This is a genomic window from Prosthecobacter sp., assembly GCF_044226605.1.
GTDB lineage: Bacteria > Verrucomicrobiota > Verrucomicrobiia > Verrucomicrobiales > Verrucomicrobiaceae > Prosthecobacter.
This window is the reverse complement of sequence record NZ_JBGAGS010000011.1, coordinates 1-16,615: the sequence shown is the minus strand read 5'-3', so window position 1 is coordinate 16,615 and position 16,615 is coordinate 1. Positions and strand designations below refer to the sequence as shown.

Genomic DNA, 16,615 nt, shown 5'->3' with positions numbered 1-16,615 from the left:
ACTTCATTGTGGTATGCCTTCTCGCCCAGGACAATCTTGAAGGGATCTCTTCGTCGCGGCGGCACATGCGAACCCTTTTTTGGAGCTGGTCGCTGCGCCTGCATTTTTCCACGGCGGAGCGGGATGTCCTGCTCTGTGCCTGCCTGAACGACGGAGCCGGGAAGACGGGCATTCGTCATCTCTGCACGCGCCTCTATGGGAGATCGATTGAAGAATTGACCGAGCCAGAATTGGCAGGCCTTGTCGTTGCCAGCCGCTCACCCTCCCGCTTTCTCAACAACCCGGAACTTCTGGCCAAGTTCAGCGCGGAACTCTTGCGTCGCGTCAAAGCCAGTTGATGCGTGGGCATGCCCTGCCCCAGCATCACCCAAACCGCACGCAGTAGATCGGGGGCAGATCGGCGCTGAGGCGGTCCCAGGAGTCGCCGCCGTCTTCGCTGATCCAGAGGGAGCCGGTGGTGCTGCCGAAGGCGAGGGTGCCGCCATCGCCGGAGACATCGAGGCAGTGGCGATAGACGAGATGATAGGCGTGCTCCTGCGGCAGGCCGTGGCGCAAAGGCTCAAAGGTCTGGCCGCCATCGCAGGTGCGCATCACGCAGAGGGCGCCGTCGCAGGCCACGCGAAGCTCGTCTTTGATGCCGGGCACGAACCAGGCGGTCTGCGGGTCGCGCGGATGCATGACCACCGCGAAACCGAAATTGGACGGATTGGCATTCAGAATCTCGCGCCAGTTTTGACCGCCGTCGGTGGAGTGAAAGATGCCGTTGTGGTGCTGCATCCAGATTGTGTCCGGATCCGCCGCGCTCCAGGCGATGCGGTGCGGATCCTGAATGCCGGGATCAAAGGCCAGCTCTGGCGGCATGAATTCGGCGCGAACGCCCGAGCCGATGTTTTTCCAGCTCGCACCATTGTCCAAAGACTCCCACACGCCGCCGCAGGAGATGGCGATGAGCAGGCGGTGGCGGTTACGCGGATCGACGAGGATGGTGTGGATGCCGGGCCACTCGGCACCGCCGCCCATCCACTTGGCGCGGCCCGGATCATTCCACAGACTTTCGACAAGCTGCCATGTGGCGCCGCCATCGAGCGAGTGAAACAGTCCGCCGGGAAGGGTGCCGCACCACAGCTCTTCCGATGCTGCTCCGGCCTCGAGAGCCCAGACTTTTTTCAGGTCCCAGGGAATGGCCTGCTGGCTCGCGGGATTGATGACCTCCGGCGCGTGCTCCGGCTTGGCTGGGTAGGCCGGACAGGCGCGCTCCTCCCACGTGGCGCCGTCATCTTTGGAGGCGTGAAATTTGGTGCCAAAGTGTCCGTGCTCCACAGCGGCGTATACCACGCCCTCAGCAGCGTGAGGCAGCAGCATGGGCACCTGCACGCCGAGGAATGAGCAGCGGGTGATGCGCCAGCCTTCTTTGCCGCGCTCTGCTTCGATGAGTCCTTTGCGGGTGCCGAGGTACAGTTTCTGGCTCATGGTTTGTTCATCCTCCTGAAAGTGACTGCATGACGAAAACTTCCGAATCCGGCTTCAGCACATCGGCCTGCTGCCGACGGTCGGCAATGGCGGTGCCATCCACAAAGACGATGACGTGCTGCCGCACCGCGCCCTGATCATCCAGCACGTAGCTGCGCAGCGCGGGGTGCTGTGCAAACACGGCCTGCAGGGCCTCGCGAACCGTGGCGGCTTCCACCTGGCAGACGGGTGCTGCGGTCTGGCTCGCGAGATTGGCGGTGAAGTGAACCGTGGGCATGGGCGCGGGAGAGTAAGCGGACGGCAGCGGTCACTCGTGCCGCAGCTTTTCATTTCAGCAAGCGGACATCAGGCACGTGGCGTCACTTTCGGAAGGTCTCGGACACGCTGCCCAGCCGCAGGCCAAACTTGCGGAACTGCGCGCGGTTTTGCAGCTGACCATCGGGCTGCAACTGCATGATCTGGTGGAAGTGCACTTTCACGGGATGGCCCTTCACCGGCAGGGCGAGGGTGTAGATCCATTCAAAGGCATTGCCCCAGGCTTCGCCGTGAGCGATGCCCACGCCATCGCTGGCATGCCCCTCGAAGTGATGAGCATCCACGGCGTGGATGTCCCACACGCGATGAACTTTGCGGCCGCTGTCAAAGGTGAAGTCCTGAATGAGCAGCAAGCCATCACGATTTGGCACGCCGTGCAGCTGGGTGGAGAAGTGGTCCTGCACCTTGCCGCCGGGCCCCTTGACGGTGCCTTGGGAGCGGAGGTGGCCGGTGAAGTAGTCCTTGGGATCCAGAGCGGGTTTCTTGCCTGCGAAGTCGCGCGCATGCGGGCCGGAGCAGGACGCCATCATGATGCACAAGGAGAGGCAGAGGCCGAGGGCTAGGCGGTCCAGAGGATGAAACGTGAAGCTCATGGGTGCAGGTGGAGCTGCAGAAAATTGAGGGCACGCGCGGTGGCGTCCGCCGCGGCGGGTTTGGAAAGGGAGTGACCTTCTCCAGGATAAATATGCACCGCAGGCCGCGCATGCAAGCGCCGGGCCTCACGCTGCAGCTCCTCGGCAAACTTGATGGGCACGCGCTGGTCATTGCTGCCATGCAGGATGAGCATGGGCGGGAAGCGCTGTGTGTGGCCTTTCAGCCAGTCAAACAGCCCACCGGAAAGCTCGGCTGCCGCGACGATGCGTGCATCCGTGGTGGCCGCGCCGACGTTGAGAAACGCGCCCAAGGAGTAGCCATACAGGCCGATCGCTCGCGGATTCACCTCCGGCTGCTGCGCGATGAAATCGATGCCGTCTTTCACGGTGGCCTGCCACACCTTCGAGTCTGCGGCGATGGATTTGTCTCCGGCGATCAGCGTGCCGGTGCGGTCGAAGTAGTGGATGAGGTACGCCGCCATGCCGCGCTGTGCGAGCTGCTGTGCGAAGGCCACCATGTCTCCTTTGCCATTCACAAGTCCTCCCGAACCATACAGCACCGCCACCGCCGGATGTGGTCCGGGGGATGTGGGCAGATAAGTCTCCACCACGATCTTTTTTCCGCCGCTGAGGTAGGAGGTTCTGGCCTCATGGACACCCGCAGTCTTTCCGGTGTGCGAACACGACGCGGCCATGAACAGCACGTACAGCACAAGCATGAGGCAAAAGAGTTTTGTCACATCCACCATTCGGCCATGGGGACGCGAGTGGCTGTGACCATTCGGCTACTCCGGCAAATCCTCGCCGCGGGTCTCCGGCAGGCACGCGAGGAAAATCAGGCCCAGCAGGAAAAGCCCGCCGAAACAGGTGATGGCCACCCGAAGATCCAGGGCCGATTTCATCCCGGCGCTGAGCCAGATGAGCACCGGTGCTGCGATGCTTTGCAGAGCATCATTCCGGCAGTTCTTGTCCCTTGGTTTCTGGAAGGAACTTCAGCACCAGAAGGCCGATCACAAACAATCCTGAAAGCATTGTGATGGCAACGGGAGGATCATAGGCGGCCTTGATTTTTCCCGATGTGAAAAGAATTGGCGCGGCGAGCAGGCGCCCGGTGTTGAAGCAAAAACTCGCTCCTGTCGCACGAAGGTGATCGGGGAAAAGTTCGGGAAAATACACTGCGAATCCAGCATGAATGCTTAACGTGACGAATCCCATGACGGGCAGCGCAACGAGCATCTGCCAGTGGGTTTGAGGCAGAAAGCAGACGATGGGAATCACAATGAGCGCGAGCAATTGCATCATGAAGAACGTGCGCTTGCGTCCGATGCGCTCGCATATCGGCCCGAAAGCCAGCATGCCCAAACCGCCGCCAGTTGCCTGCACGATGCCATAGGCAAATTTGGATTCTGATTCAATCACATCCTTCGCCCAGCCAAGTTTGGTGAGGAGATGACTCATCAAATCCTGCCCCGCGACGGTGACGCCCCAGAAAGTGCCCAGTCCCACGGCGGCGAGCGTCATGCCGCACAGCGCGCGCACCCGCCACACGGGGTGACTGAACAACTCGCGAAAACTCCCCACGCGATCTCCCATCGACTTTTGGGCCGATTGCAGACGCTCCGGCTCCTGAATCGAGGCGCGCACCCACAAAGTGAGCAGTGCGGGAACGACACCTATGAGATAGCCATAGCGCCAGTTCGCGCCGACCCACATGCCCGTGATGCCAGCGAGCCATGTGGCCAGCACACTTGTGGAATGGAAGATGCCGGAAGCGCGCGCACGGGCCTCTTTGGGGAAGACTTCCGCGACAAGCGCCGCGGCCACCGCCCACTCACCGCCTACGCCCATCGCTACCAGAAAACGCAGAGCGCAGACATGCCAGAGATCAGTGGCGAAGTAAGTCAGGCCCGAAAAGATCGAGTAGAACAGGATTGTGATGATCATTGTCGGATTACGGCCCCAGCGATCCGCGAGCATGCCAAACAACCAACCTCCAAGTGTGCCACCTACCAGAAAGAAGCCGAGAACGATGTCTCCCCATGCCTTTACATCCGCCGAGTCGGGCGATTGCATGAATATCTCCGCCAGCATCGACTTGCGGGTGATGTTAAAAATCTGCCCCTCAAACGCATCAAACACCCAGCCGAGCGAAGCGACGAGAAGCACCAGCCACTGGTAGCGGGTGACGGTGGAGTACCATTTGGAGGGGGCGGAAGACATGGGCGGGAGATGGAGAATGGAAAAGGCCGGTGGTGGCGCGCATGAGTGACGTGCCGGAGCGCAGCCACATTTCAGCAGGTTTGCGGTTTTACTCAAAGCGCCTGCTGATGCACAAGAGGAGAATGCGGTGGCCGCATGGCATTGCTTGCGGACGGATTCATCTGCCGTGAGTCTGCGCGGCCTATGCAGCCCGCAGAAACCGCCCGCAGCTACGATGAGATCGCGCACCAGTGGCTGGAGCCTCATCTGGAAACCAATGGCATGCGCCAGCACGAGCACGCGCTGAAATTTCGCCGCCAGCAGGGCGGGCGTGCGCTGGACGTGGGCTGCGGATGCCATGGGCGCTTCATCCGTCTGCTGACGCAGCACGGCTACCTCACTGAAGGGCTGGACATCTCTGCGCGGATGCTTGATCTGGCGCGGCAGCGGCACCCTGGCGTGGTCTTTCACCACGCGGATGTATGCCAGTGGCAGCCGCCAGGTGAGTATGAGTTCATCAGCGCATGGGACAGCATCTGGCACGTGCCGCTGGCGTAGAGCGCGGAGGTGCTCTCAAAGCTCTGCGGCGCGCTGGCACCGGGTGGGGTCATCATCTTCACGCTCGGCGGACTGGACGCGCCGGGGGCGAAGCAGGACTGCAGCATGGGCCCGCCCATGCACTACAGCACGCTGGGCATTCCGCAGACACTGCAGCTGCTCGCCGCGGCGGGCTGCATCCTGCGCCATCTCGAGTACGATCAGCATCCTGAGCTGCATGTGTTCATCATCGCGCAAAAGAGCTGAGAAGCTCAGGCATGCGCCAAAGCACTTTGCAGGGATGAAGATGCCAGGTGGGCGAGAGCGTCCGGCCCCACCGGCTCCTCGGGCTGCCAGGGCAGCCACGCGGTGCGGTGCGCCTGCTTTTCCACCACCTCCAGCAGGTAGCGGTGCTCGGAGGCCTCGCGGCTTTGCAGGAGTGGATCGCAGGTGCCGCTGTGCAGCAGGCTTTGATTGATGACCCATGCAAAAGGTTCGATCCGCGCGCGGCGCAGGTCTGCCTGCAAAGCAGCGGCCTCATGCACGGGCGTGGCCTCTGGCAGAGTGACGAGGAGGATGCGGGTATAATCAGGATCACGCAGACGATCGAGAAGCCTGAGCACCTGCTCGGGCTGGGTGCTGCGGGCTTGGCGCTGCAACTCGCGGTGGTAGGCCTCGCTGGCATCCAGCAGCAGCAGCGTGTGGCCCGTGGGAGCGGTGTCCAGCACCACAAAGCGACTGGCCCCTTGGCCGACTTCGCGCGCAAAGGCGCGAAACACCGCGATCTCCTCAGTGCAGGGGGAGCGCAGATCTTCCTCCAGCAAGGCGCGGCCTGCGTCATCCATCGCGCCGCCCTGGGCCTGCATCACTTCGTTTTGATAGGCAGCCGTCTCCGCAGCCGGATCGATCTTGCTGAGCGTGAGGCCCTCCACCCGGCCATGCAGCGTCTGGGCCACATGCGCAGCGGGATCGGTGGTGCTGAGATGGACGGAGTGGCCGCGGCGGGCCAACATGACGGCGATGGCTGCGGCCACGGTGGTCTTGCCCACACCGCCTTTGCCCATGGTCATGATCACGCCATGGCCCTGCTGCTCCATGGCGCTGACGAGATCTGCCAGGCTTTCCATTTCGGGTGGCGTCCAGCTCTCTACCACCTGAGGCGTGAGACTGCCGGGTGCATCGCCGCCCAGCAGCACGCGCAGTCCGGCGATGCCGAGGATATTGATGGCACGCAGCGGAACGATGAAGCTGGGCATGCTGCGGATGAAGCTGTCTGCTGCCTCCAGGGCGGCCATGCCGCGCTGCTGCATGGCCTGCGCCGTCGGATCTTTTGCACACTGCGTTTCAAAGGAGCCGTTGATGATGAGGCACTGATTGCCCACACCGATGGCGCGCAGCTCTTTGGAGGTGCGCTCCGCTTCGCGCAGGGCCGCAACCTGAGGACGGCTGACGAGCACGAGCGTGGTGGCCGCTGCGTCTGCGAGCGTACTGACCGTGGCCTCGTAAATGACGCGCTGCTTTTCCAGACCGGCCAGCGGGCCCAGGCAGGAAGTGCCGCTGGTGTTGTTTTCCAAAAACTGATCCCAGGCCTTTGCCAGGCTCATGAGGCGCAGCGTGTGGCCGGTGGGCGCGGTGTCAAAGATGACGTGGTCATAGGCCTGCACGGCCTCGGGGTTTCCAATGAGGCCGGAGAACTCGTCAAAGGCCGCGATCTCCACGGTGCACGATCCTGAAAGCTGCTCCTCCATGCTGCGCAGCGCCGCTTCGGGCAGAATGCCGCGCATGGGCCCGATCAAACGCTCGCGATACGCCGCCGCGGCCTCGACGGGGTTGATGTTCATCGCCTCCAGCCCGGGCGCACCTGCGATGGCCGTGGGGTGATTGGTCAGCCGGGTCTCCAGAACTTCATCGAGGTTGGAGGCTGGATCGGTGCTCACCAGCAGCACGCGCCTGCCAGCCTCGGCAAGCTTCAATGCCGCCGCGCATGACAAGGACGTCTTCCCAACACCGCCCTTGCCGGTGAAAAACAGAAAGCGGGTGGCCGTGGCGGGATCGGGCACATAAGGAGGAAGCTTCATGATGCGGCCTCCTTTTCCATGATGCCCAGTGCGGCGCGGAAGAAAGCCGGGCGCTCGTCATGATTGGGGTAGCGGCCCTTCATGTAGATCTCTCCCTCGAGGAAGATCAGCGGCAGCACCGTGGTCCCTTCCTTTTGCAGCGCGTCTTTGACCACCGGATTTTGCGCAAAGGCCATGGGCTGCTGCCCGAGATTCTGGCGCTCCACCTTCACCCCTTGTCCGGACAACTGGGAGAGCATGGCGGCGAAGTTGATGAGATCGGGATCGACGTTCGGGCCGCAGATGCCGGTGGAGCAGCACATGGGCGGATCATAGACTTGGACCGTTTTCATAGGGAGGGGCGGGTGGGGGATGGCATCCTGCCATAGCAGGCGCATTTTTCCTGGTGCCAAACTATTTGGCGAAACAACCAAGTAAATGCCTGTCAGTGTGCCAGGATTGCTATCTTTTGACCCGCGGCCCGTCCTCTCTCTGGTGTCACTCCGACCCTGCTCCCCCTCATGGCCCTCACGACGCAGCCAGAATCAGCCTCCCCCTGCCAGACCTGCGGCGCCTGCTGTGCGCACTACCGCGTCTCTTTCTACTGGCAGGAGGCGGTGCAGCATGGGCTGGAGGAAAGCATGCTGGTGCAGGTGAGTCCGTGGCAGGTGTGTTTCAAAGGAACGGAGCAAAAACCGGTGAGGTGTGTGAATCTGGAAGGTGAAATCGGCTCCTGTGTCTCATGCCGGATTTATGAGAAGCGAACGACGCCGTGCCGCAGTGTGGAAGTCGGGGATGACAAATGTCTGCAGGCACGTAAGGCGCATGGGCTGGGGGCGATGACTTGAAAGGATTAGGGTAAAAAGATTTCGGGTAAAAAAATTTCAGAATCAGAGATCGGAGAAATCTTTTTACCCTTCATTTTTTTACCCTTTTAAATCGGCATCGTCGTCCCCGGAATCGCCACGGGATACCATCCGTCCGCATCCGGTTTCACCGGCGGCTCGGTGGCCCAGGAGAGGTTGTCGGGAACGAGGTTTTCCTGTGATTCCATGGCCTGATTCCACGAGATGACCTGGCCGGTATAGGTGGCCATGCGGCCCATGACGCCCATCAATGTGGAATGTGCGGCGTAGTCGGCGTCGTTGCGGACTTTGCCGGTGCGGATGTTTTCAAAGAGGGCGTCGTGCTCCAGCTGGTAGGGATCTTCCTTGTTGCGGGTGCGCTTGCCGCCGGGGGGCATGTTGTTGATGAGGAATTTGCCGTTGTTGGCGAGATCGGCCGCGCCCTTGGTGCCGTGGAAATGTTCGCTGACATCGCGCGCGCATTTGCCGCCGATCTGGCAGCACTGGCTGAGAATGCGCATGCCGCTCTCGTATTCAAACTCGACGGTGTGGTGGTCAAAGATGGTGCCGTTTTCCTTTCCACGGCGCACCTGGCGTCCGCCCTGGCCCACGGCCTTGATGGGCATCTCGCCTTTCATGACCCAGTTGGCCACGTCGAGATTGTGGCAATGCTGCTCGAGGATGTGGTCTCCGCTCATCCAGGTGAAGAAGTACCAGTTGCGGATTTGGTAGTGCATCTCGCTCTCGCCCGGCAGGCGCTCAAATCCGGGGCGCGAGGTGCCGTTCCAGTACACGCGGCCAAAGATGAGATCGCCGATCTCGCCATTATGAATGCGCTCGATCATGTCGATGTAGCTGGGCTGGTAGCGACGTTGGAAGCCCACGGTGACATTGAGCTTCTTCTTTTTCGCCTCTTCGGAGGCGGCGAGCACACGGCGCACGCCGGCGGCATCCACGGCCACGGGTTTCTCCATGAACACATGCTTTCCGGCTTTGATGGCCTGCTCAAAAAGGAAGGGGCGCGGGCCGGGCGGCGTGGTGATGAGCACCACATCGGCCAGTGCGAAGGCCTTGGTGTAGTCTTCGAAATTCGTGAACACCTGGTCCGGCGGCACATCCACCTGGCCCTCGTGTTTTTCCTTCAGGATGTCCAGCGCCGCCTGAGCCTTGCCCTCCAGGGGATCGACCACCGCGACGAGCTTGATGGTGGAGCCAGCGGAGAGCGCCTGATTGCACGCGCCGGTACCGCGCCCGCCGCAGCCGATGAGAGCGATCTTGATGTCATTGTCTTTCGGAGCCGCAAACGCATGCGTGGCGGCAGTCATGGCGGTGGTGGCAAGGAATGTGCGGCGTGAGGTCATGGTGAGCGGTCGGGATGGGACTTGCTCATGAAACCGCTGTGAGGCTGCGGTTATTTCATTTTAGAACGTGAGAGGCAGGCTCCGAGGCCGAATGACAATGCTCCGGCCCATGCAGGCGCCAAATGCCCGGCATCCAGGTAGCCGATGGGATAATGAACTCCGATGGCGCAAATAAAACCGATGGCGCCCGCCACCACCGCGGCCTGCCATAAGTGCCGTGAGGGAGGTGCTTTCCACACGATGCACAGGATCAGCAGACCGGTGGTCAGGACACCTCCTCCAAAACCGGCGCGATCGTGAGCAATCAGCGGCACCAGACGGGGATTGATGGCATTGAGCTGAGCAAGCGAGTAGCCGATGAAATCCAGATCACTGGGGACAAATACGGCGGTCATTACTATGATCAAAATCGTCGCGCCCGCGGCCACCATGCCGCCACCCCAGGCAAGCCACAGCAGCCAGCCCCATGATGCAGCCGTGTGCCAGGAGGCCGGCCATCTGCCGGGTCGGCATGTCATGGGATGCACACAAAGCCTTCGCGTGCGCCACAGACCTGCCACCACCACGGGGAGCAGCATGGCGGTCGCCCAGGCATGCCAGCCGTCCAGGTAACCGTAGCCGAGATAGGCGAGAAAAGAGACGAAGCCCGTTACATTCGTCAGCACCAGAGTCCACCACGCCCAGCTCTCGCCTTCGCGCAGAGGAAAGAGGGCGATCCATGTGTAGAGCGCCGCGATCGCGATAAGCACGCCGCCGAAGGACGCACGATCATGAATCATGAAATGCACGATGCGGCAGTGGTTCAGCCCACACAGGGTGATGGGCTGCATGCCGAGAAATTCGACATCGTGCGGAAGAAAGTGGCCCGTGACCGAGAGAAAAATGGCGCCGCCTCCTGAGAAGGCGAGCGCCAGTGCTGTGAGCAAGATCAATGATCGCCCATCGCCGATGAGTGCTGCGAAAAAAGACCGGGAGTCACCTGGATTCATGTCCGGCGACTGATGGGACTGAATTCGGACTGTGGAAAGAGCGGATCCAGCCATTCTTTCGCATCGTGCAAGGCCGCGAAGAAGGGAATCAGCCAGATGCCACATGCAGGCCTGTGAGGCCTAAGTCACCTTTACTTCACCAGCCCGGCCCAGGCTTTGCGCTCGGACCAGAGCAAGAAGAGGGCGAGCAGGCTGATGACGATGAGGATGGGATTGAGGATGCCGTCTCCCTTTACGAACTGATGGTAGGCCAGGATATTGACGATGACCGGACCGAGGCACAGCAGCCCGAGGTTGCGGGTTTTTGGAACGAGGAGCAGCAGTCCGCCAAGCATCTCAAACACCTTCACAAACTTCATGTAACCCGTAGGACCGAAGGCGGCCATGAAGTGGGCCTCCTCGGGGTTCAGCTTCTGCTCGGGAATGGTGCCGAAGAAAAAGATGCTGGAGAACGTGACGAACAGAAGTCCGAGCATGATGGAGGTGGCGAGGGTAGCGTATTTCATGGGAGTGTGGAGGGAGAAAGTGACTGCTGATTTACGAACAGAGAGGAGGTCAGGGAACGGCCAAGTGAAGGTAAAGTGGGCGGAGGCTTTCTTACTTCAGCAGAGCGGCTTCGAGCCGGTCAAAATTCTCTTCGTTTGCCGGGACGCAGATGGGCTTGAAGCGTTCGCACATTTCCGCGGTGGGGAACTGCATGCACCACGTCATGTGAGCGCCGTCTCCGGCATCTGCCAGGGTGATGGTCATGCGGAAATGCGGGGTGATGTGTTCATAAACGATGCGCTCGGCGGGCACGATCTCGATGAAGCGGGAGTGATTGGCGTAGTCTTTGCCATCGGGGCCGTGCATGGTGAAGATCCAGTCGCCGCCTGCGCGGAAGTCGAAGAATTCAAAGGTATTGGTAAAGCCCTTCGGCCCCCACCAGCGGGCGAGCTGGGTGGGATCGCTGAAGGCCGCGAAGATGCGTTCGCGGCTGGCGGAGAAGAGTCGGGTGCTGATGATCTCGGTAGCGGGATCGTGGGGCTGGCTCATGGCGTGGAGAGTGGGGGTTATTGGGAGGCGGCAGCGGCTTGAAGCGCGGCGATGTCGAGCTTGATCATTTTGAGCATGGCGCGGGTGACCCGTGAAGCGACCGCGGGATCGCCGGAGGCGTTGAGGTCCGCGAGGATGGAAGGGACGATCTGCCAGAAGACGCCAAACTTGTCCTTCAGCCAGCCGCACTGCACGGCCTTGCCGCCATCGGCGGTGAGGGCATCCCAGTAGCGGTCGATTTCCTCCTGCGTCTGGCAGGAGACGACGAGGGAGATGGCTTCATTGAAGGTGAAGATGGGGCCGCCATTGAGGGCGGTGTAGGTCTGGCCAAAGAGCTCGAACTCGATGGTCATGATGGTGCCTGCGGGAGGGCAGGGCGGTCTCTCCTCCTCGGGCACCTCGGCATAGCGGGTGGTGCGCAGGATGCGGCCGTCTTTGAAGACGCCGAGGTAGAAGCGCACAGCCTCTTCGGCGTTGTCATTGAACCAGAGGAAGGTGCTGATCTTTTGCATGGCGCACAGTGGTGGAGGTTAGGTTCAGGCGTTTTTGTACTTCGGATCGCAACCGGGATCGATGGTGATCATCCAGCCCATGCCGAACTTGTCCTGCAGCATGCCGAAGCGTGAGGACCAGAAAGTCTCTCCGAGGGGCATGTTCACCGAGCCGCCTTCAGCGAGTGCGCTGAAGACGCGATCGGTTGCTGCGGCATCTGGCAGAGCGAGCGAGAGTGAGAAGGCGCGGAAGCCTTTGCTCTCCTCGCCACCGCAGCCGTCGGAAGCGAGGATGACGCTGCTGCCGACCTTGAAGCTGGCATGCATGACTTTGTTTTCATAACCCGTGGGAAGCATGCCCGGCGGCATGGGGTCCGGGCTGTCGCTGTAACGCATGAGCATCTGGGTCTCGGCACCGATGGCGGATTTGTAGAACTCGAGAGCTTCTTCGCAGCGGCCGCCGAAGAAGAGATAGGGCTGGATGTGGGATTGGGACATGGGGTGTTTATTGCGGAGGTGTGGGTGTTGCGGTGGGAATGACGAATGACGAATGACGAATGACGAAATCGAGCTGGGTTGGGTGATTCAAGAATTCAGTCGGACACAGCGGCTCAGGCATTCGTCATTTTGCATTTTGCATTTTGCATTCTGCATTCGTCATTGTTTAGGCTGCATGCAGTTGATCATCCAGTTGATGCCAAACTTGTCGCTGAAGGAGCCGAAGTAGGCGCCCCAGAACATGTCCTGGATGGGCATCTCGACTTTGCCGCCGGCGGAGAGTGCATTGAAGAGGCGGTCTGCTTCTTCGCGGGTGTCGGGTTCGAGATTGATGTGCACGTTGTTGCCTTTGGTGCAGGTGAAGCCCATGGACTCAGGAGAGTCCGTGCCCATAAGCACATGCTCGCCCAGAGTTGGCAGCGCTATGTGCATGACGAGATTTTTGTCTGCCTCCGCTGCAGGTGGGCAGTCAGGGCTGGCGGGGATGTCGCCGAAGCGGGCGATGTGACCGACGTATTCGGTTTTGAACACCGACTTGTAGAAGGCGAAGGCCTCTTCAGTATTGCGGGGGAAATTCAGGTAAGTGGAAACGCGGGCCATGGTGGGAGAGGGTGAAGGATGAATGGTGGGGATGAAAAGGCGGAGAGGATTATTTGCTCATGAGTTCGACGAGCTGGTCGAAGGCTTTGCCCCAGCCGTCCGCGAAGCCCATGGCGGCGTGTTTCTCGCAGTTTTCCTTGGTCCAATGCATGACGCGGGCGGTGTAGCGGGTTTTGCCGGTGGGCAGTGTTTCGAAGGTGACGATCGCCGTGAAGAAAGGATTGGGATTGGGTTCCCAGTTGGCGAAGTAAGCGTCGGTAAAGACGATTTTTTCGTTGGGCACAATTTCGAGATAGACGCCCCTGTTGGGGAAGCGCTCGCCATCGGGACCACACATGGTCATGCTGCTAAAGCCGCCCGGGCGGAGATCGATTTCGACGTCGGTTACATACCACGGTTTGGGGCAGAACCACTGGGGATAGAGCTCAGGGGTGGTCCATCCGGCAAAGAGTTTGGCAGCGGGGACGTCGGTTTCACGGACGAGCACGAGTTCGCGTTCGGACAGGGGTGAGTCGATGGGGGCGGGAGGAGGCATGATGGTGAAGTAGTGGGATGTCGAAGTTAGCGTGAAGGGGATGATGGCGTTAGGCGGCACTACAGCCGCAGCATTTCTTTTCGGCGGTGCGGCCGTCGTTTTCGTAGCGATCGTGGCGTTTCACCCAGTCCATGAGGTTGCCGTTCACCTTTTCCATGCGGCCTTTGGGAGTTTGATCGATGAACTGGTAAGCGCCGAGCAAAGCCTCGCCGCCGCGGCTGAAGGAGGAGTAGGTGTGGTAGATCTGGCCGTCCTCGTCTTTGAAGAAGATGCTGAAGCCGGGGAGTTCTTCGCTGTCGGCGTTGTAGTCCTGCTCGGTGAAGTTGTAGGTGATCTTGCCGTTCTTCACGGTCTCAGGCGGGAAGGAGACGTGGAAGTCCTGATTGAAGTCCGTGTGTGCGGCGGAGACCCAGCGGAACTTCCAGCCCATGCGCTGGCGATAAGCTTCAATTTTGTCGATGGGGCCGCGCGACACCGCCACGAAGGAGAGATCGTGATGCTCAAAGTGCTGGCGTGCGCCGTCCACATGATCGCACAGGAAGGAGCAGCCGGTGCAGCCTTCCTCCCAATCCGGGCCGAACATGAAGTGGTAGAGAAAGAGCTGGCTGCGGCCGTCGAAGAGATCCGCCAGCGTCACCTGCTGGCCGGTGGGCGTGTCGAAGACGTAGGGCTTGGTGATTTTCACCCAGGGCAGCTCGCGGCGCTGGCGTGCCAGCTCATCGCCAGCGGCCATGTGGGCCTTTTCTTTGGCCAGCAGCGTAAGGCGGGCCTGCAGCGCCTCTTCCTGTGAGACTGTGGTATGAGATGTCATGATGCGACGATGGTTTGATTGAGCTCCGTGCGGAAGGTGGAGGAGTCGCCGCCGCACTCGGGGCCGGAGAGGTAGCGCTCCCACAGGCTGGGGCCGAGTGTGTGACCCTGGCCTTCGATAATGTCCTGAAAATCTCCCCAGGCCTGGCCGAGACCTTCATACGGGCCGGTATAGACGGTACGGATGATGGTGGCGGCAGGGATCTCTCCAGCGATGACGCGGCCGGTGGGCTGCACGGCATCGGAGACCGGCACGCCGACATCGAAATTGAAGATGCCGGGCGTCATGCCGAAGTGGTGGGCAAACAGAGGCCCCTTCGGTCCAATGCCCTGCGCCGTGGCTGCGGCGATGACTTCCTGAATGGCCGGACCCATCACCTCCTGGATTTGATCTCGCGGCACGGTGATGTGAATCACCGCAGCAGGCTGGGCTGTGGTGGTGATGGGGGATGAGGGGGTGTCGAGCATGGGGGGGAGGGGTTTTGGCCGAGGCGACGGGGTCTCCGACCCCGTCTGTGGATGAGCGAAGCGAAGACTCTGGGAAGATAAGTCTGCGCGTGGGTTTTAAGTGAGGCGTGGGTTTTCGTGGGGGTCGGCTGCGAAGCCGCGAAGCGAAACCCCCACTCCTTGGCTTAGGCTTTCGGCGCGGCTTCGGCGAGCTTCTTCAGGTTGGCGAGGCCTTCGAGGAACTGGTCTCCGCATATTTTATCGCAATCCATGAAGAGGCCCATGATCTTGCCGATGAAGGGCTTTTTGCCCTGCATGGCCCAGGTGATCTTGGTGCCGCTGCCTTCAGAAGTGAAGGTGAACTGCACATCGCTGGTGCCGGCGAAGGGACGCACGAAGGCCAGCTTCATGCCGATTTTTTCATTCGGCTTGCTCTCGATGAGCGTGGTGCTGCCTTCGCCGACCTCGTTGTTGCCGTTCCATTTGTAAACGGCGCCCACACCTTCCGGCGGGCCTTCGAGGGACTTCTTCATTGCAGGGTCTTTCTTGGCCCACGGGGACCACGCATCCCACTGGCGGAAGTCGTTCACGATTTTGAACACGGCTTCCGGCGAGGCGGTGGTGGTGGCCGTGCGGGTGACGTTCATGTCATCGGACTGAAAGGAGGCGATGATGCAAATGACAGCGATGATGGCGACGAGGCCGAGGAGGATTTTTTTAATCATGATGAGATGGGTGGAGAATGAGGAATGAGGAATGAGGAATGAGGAATGTTTGCGGCGATTACTTGGCGGCGTCTTTGGAGGCGGGGCACTCGCCGCTCATGTTGTCCCAGCGCTTCTGCATTTCTTCGGGAGACACTTTTTCGATCTCGTGCTGCAGCAGCCAGACGTGGCCGTAGGGATCGCACACGCAGCCGCTGCGGAAGCCGTAAAACATGTCCATGGCGGGCATCTGCACCGTGGCCCCGGCGGCGGCTGCTTTGGCGATGGCGGCGTCTGAGTTTTCCACCATGAGGCAGAACTTCACCGGCGTGCCACCCAGCGTCTGCGGGGACTTGTTCCAGGCGGGATTTTCATCCGAGAGCATGAGGAGGCCGTCGTTCAGAGACAGCTCGGCGTGGCCGATTTTTCCGGTGGTTTTGTCGGTGAGGCGGAAGCGCTCTTTGGCACCGAAGGCTTTCTCATAGAAAGCGATGGCCTCGGCGGCGTTGGTCACGGTGATGTAGGGACTGAAGGCGGGGTAGGATGGAGTGCTCATGGTGGTGGTGGTGGTGGTGGGTTGGGGGTGTTGAATGACGAATGACGAATGACGAATGACGAATGACGAATGACGAGCCGAGCGGAGCGAGACAGACGAACGAAGTGAGCCCGCAGGGTGAGCGAAGCGAATCAATGACGAATTGGCGTGGGGATTTTAATGCTGGGTGGCGGATTTGACTTCGGCCATGGGGCGGCAGAGATCGGCGATGGGGCGGACTTCGATGGTCGCGCCGTATTGAAGGATGGGGCACTGCTGGGCGATGCGCACGGCTTCATCCATGCTGCTGACGGCGATGCGGAAGTATCCGGCGATGGCTTCCTTGGACTCGGCGAAGACGCCGTCGGTCACGGTGGTTCCCTTGGGACCGGTGACGAGTTTGCCTTCTTCCACGAGAGGCTGTGCGCCGCGATGGATGCCCGCTTTGCCGAGGCCGTCCACCCAGGCGTAGAAGTCGGTCATGACGTGCTGGAGTTCTGAGGGGGACATGCCGTGGTTCCAGTGGGTGCCTCGAATGAGCAGGAGGTATTCGTCGGTGGGGTTTTGGGGATTCATGCGGGCGCGGTTTCGTTG

General features: G+C 60.8%; 25 protein-coding genes. 4 read left to right on the top strand and 21 right to left on the bottom strand.

The features are described 5' to 3' along the window. Positions 1 to 65: 65 nt before the first annotated feature. Entirely contained in the window at positions 66 to 338 is a 273-nt protein-coding gene (locus tag ACILSO_RS16370; protein ID WP_395738508.1) for a hypothetical protein, read from the top strand. A gap of 25 nt (positions 339 to 363) precedes the next feature. Here the strand turns inward: ACILSO_RS16370 and ACILSO_RS16365 are convergent, their stop codons facing one another. From ACILSO_RS16365 to ACILSO_RS16340, 6 genes are all read right to left on the bottom strand, one after another. After that, positions 364 to 1,470, bottom strand: a complete 1,107-nt coding sequence (locus ACILSO_RS16365) for a WD40/YVTN/BNR-like repeat-containing protein (RefSeq protein ID WP_395738507.1) — start codon at positions 1,468 to 1,470, stop codon at positions 364 to 366. 7 nt (positions 1,471 to 1,477) lie between these two features. Next, the gene (locus ACILSO_RS16360) at positions 1,478 to 1,747 is read right to left on the bottom strand and encodes a MoaD/ThiS family protein (RefSeq protein WP_395738506.1); all 270 of its coding nucleotides are present in this window, start codon (positions 1,745 to 1,747) and stop codon (positions 1,478 to 1,480) included. 82 nt (positions 1,748 to 1,829) lie between these two features. After that, entirely contained in the window at positions 1,830 to 2,378 is a 549-nt protein-coding gene (locus tag ACILSO_RS16355; protein ID WP_395738505.1) for a DUF3833 family protein, read from the bottom strand. Further along, positions 2,375 to 3,097: an alpha/beta hydrolase family protein gene (locus ACILSO_RS16350; protein ID WP_395738504.1), complete on the bottom strand. Its 723-nt coding sequence runs from the start codon at positions 3,095 to 3,097 to the stop codon at positions 2,375 to 2,377. Before ACILSO_RS16350 ends, ACILSO_RS16355 begins: the two co-directional genes overlap by 4 nt. A gap of 66 nt (positions 3,098 to 3,163) precedes the next feature. Further along, a complete protein-coding gene (locus ACILSO_RS16345) occupies positions 3,164 to 3,304 on the bottom strand; it encodes a hypothetical protein (protein WP_395738503.1) in 141 nt (46 codons plus the stop codon). A gap of 25 nt (positions 3,305 to 3,329) precedes the next feature. Next, positions 3,330 to 4,544: an MFS transporter gene (locus ACILSO_RS16340; RefSeq protein ID WP_395738502.1), complete on the bottom strand. Its 1,215-nt coding sequence runs from the start codon at positions 4,542 to 4,544 to the stop codon at positions 3,330 to 3,332. 237 nt (positions 4,545 to 4,781) lie between these two features. Between ACILSO_RS16340 and ACILSO_RS16335 the strand changes: the two genes are divergently transcribed. Both ACILSO_RS16335 and ACILSO_RS16330 read left to right on the top strand, forming a co-directional pair. Continuing rightward, complete coding sequence (locus ACILSO_RS16335; protein ID WP_395738501.1) at positions 4,782 to 5,135, top strand: class I SAM-dependent methyltransferase; 354 nt, start codon at positions 4,782 to 4,784, stop codon at positions 5,133 to 5,135. Between the two features lie 9 nt (positions 5,136 to 5,144). After that, positions 5,145 to 5,381, top strand: coding sequence for a hypothetical protein (locus ACILSO_RS16330; RefSeq protein ID WP_395738500.1), 237 nt, complete (start codon positions 5,145 to 5,147; stop codon positions 5,379 to 5,381). Positions 5,382 to 5,386: 5 nt separating this feature from the next. On the opposite strand, the gene arsA is transcribed toward ACILSO_RS16330, so the two are convergent. Further along, positions 5,387 to 7,192, bottom strand: coding sequence for an arsenical pump-driving ATPase (gene arsA / locus ACILSO_RS16325; protein ID WP_395738499.1), 1,806 nt, complete (start codon positions 7,190 to 7,192; stop codon positions 5,387 to 5,389). Then, on the bottom strand, positions 7,189 to 7,524 hold the full coding sequence (gene arsD, locus ACILSO_RS16320; protein WP_395738498.1) for an arsenite efflux transporter metallochaperone ArsD: 336 nt from the start codon (positions 7,522 to 7,524) through the stop codon (positions 7,189 to 7,191). Before arsD ends, arsA begins: the two co-directional genes overlap by 4 nt. A gap of 168 nt (positions 7,525 to 7,692) precedes the next feature. Here arsD and ACILSO_RS16315 point away from each other — a divergent pair, with 168 nt between their 5' ends. Next, positions 7,693 to 8,019 carry a YkgJ family cysteine cluster protein gene (locus ACILSO_RS16315; protein ID WP_395738497.1) on the top strand — a complete coding sequence of 109 codons (327 nt, stop codon included), beginning with the start codon at positions 7,693 to 7,695 and terminating at the stop codon, positions 8,017 to 8,019. A gap of 86 nt (positions 8,020 to 8,105) precedes the next feature. Here the strand turns inward: ACILSO_RS16315 and ACILSO_RS16310 are convergent, their stop codons facing one another. The 13 genes from ACILSO_RS16310 to ACILSO_RS16250 form a co-directional block, all read right to left on the bottom strand. After that, entirely contained in the window at positions 8,106 to 9,377 is a 1,272-nt protein-coding gene (locus tag ACILSO_RS16310; RefSeq protein WP_395738496.1) for a Gfo/Idh/MocA family protein, read from the bottom strand. A gap of 50 nt (positions 9,378 to 9,427) precedes the next feature. Beyond that, a complete protein-coding gene (locus ACILSO_RS16305; RefSeq protein WP_395738495.1) occupies positions 9,428 to 10,207 on the bottom strand; it encodes a hypothetical protein in 780 nt (259 codons plus the stop codon). A 290-nt stretch (positions 10,208 to 10,497) separates the two neighbouring features. Next, positions 10,498 to 10,872 carry a hypothetical protein gene (locus ACILSO_RS16300; protein WP_395738494.1) on the bottom strand — a complete coding sequence of 125 codons (375 nt, stop codon included), beginning with the start codon at positions 10,870 to 10,872 and terminating at the stop codon, positions 10,498 to 10,500. Positions 10,873 to 10,963: 91 nt separating this feature from the next. Next, a complete protein-coding gene (locus ACILSO_RS16295) occupies positions 10,964 to 11,401 on the bottom strand; it encodes an SRPBCC family protein (protein ID WP_395738493.1) in 438 nt (145 codons plus the stop codon). Between the two features lie 17 nt (positions 11,402 to 11,418). Beyond that, positions 11,419 to 11,913 carry a VOC family protein gene (locus ACILSO_RS16290; protein ID WP_395738492.1) on the bottom strand — a complete coding sequence of 165 codons (495 nt, stop codon included), beginning with the start codon at positions 11,911 to 11,913 and terminating at the stop codon, positions 11,419 to 11,421. Between the two features lie 24 nt (positions 11,914 to 11,937). Beyond that, positions 11,938 to 12,390 (bottom strand): VOC family protein, encoded by a 453-nt coding sequence (locus ACILSO_RS16285; RefSeq protein ID WP_395738491.1) that lies wholly within the window; start codon positions 12,388 to 12,390, stop codon positions 11,938 to 11,940. Positions 12,391 to 12,549: 159 nt separating this feature from the next. Further along, on the bottom strand, positions 12,550 to 12,990 hold the full coding sequence (locus ACILSO_RS16280) for a VOC family protein (RefSeq protein WP_395738490.1): 441 nt from the start codon (positions 12,988 to 12,990) through the stop codon (positions 12,550 to 12,552). A gap of 49 nt (positions 12,991 to 13,039) precedes the next feature. After that, positions 13,040 to 13,525, bottom strand: a complete 486-nt coding sequence (locus tag ACILSO_RS16275) for an SRPBCC family protein (RefSeq protein ID WP_395738489.1) — start codon at positions 13,523 to 13,525, stop codon at positions 13,040 to 13,042. 49 nt (positions 13,526 to 13,574) lie between these two features. After that, on the bottom strand, positions 13,575 to 14,339 hold the full coding sequence (locus ACILSO_RS16270) for a DUF899 domain-containing protein (RefSeq protein WP_395738717.1): 765 nt from the start codon (positions 14,337 to 14,339) through the stop codon (positions 13,575 to 13,577). Further along, entirely contained in the window at positions 14,333 to 14,803 is a 471-nt protein-coding gene (locus tag ACILSO_RS16265; protein WP_395738488.1) for a GyrI-like domain-containing protein, read from the bottom strand. Before ACILSO_RS16265 ends, ACILSO_RS16270 begins: the two co-directional genes overlap by 7 nt. Before the next feature lie 164 nt (positions 14,804 to 14,967). Further along, complete coding sequence (locus ACILSO_RS16260; protein WP_395738487.1) at positions 14,968 to 15,507, bottom strand: SRPBCC family protein; 540 nt, start codon at positions 15,505 to 15,507, stop codon at positions 14,968 to 14,970. Positions 15,508 to 15,565: 58 nt separating this feature from the next. Further along, entirely contained in the window at positions 15,566 to 16,042 is a 477-nt protein-coding gene (locus ACILSO_RS16255; RefSeq protein ID WP_395738486.1) for a VOC family protein, read from the bottom strand. A gap of 156 nt (positions 16,043 to 16,198) precedes the next feature. Next, positions 16,199 to 16,615: YciI family protein (locus ACILSO_RS16250; protein ID WP_395738485.1), on the bottom strand; the 417-nt coding region annotated here is incomplete at its 5' end.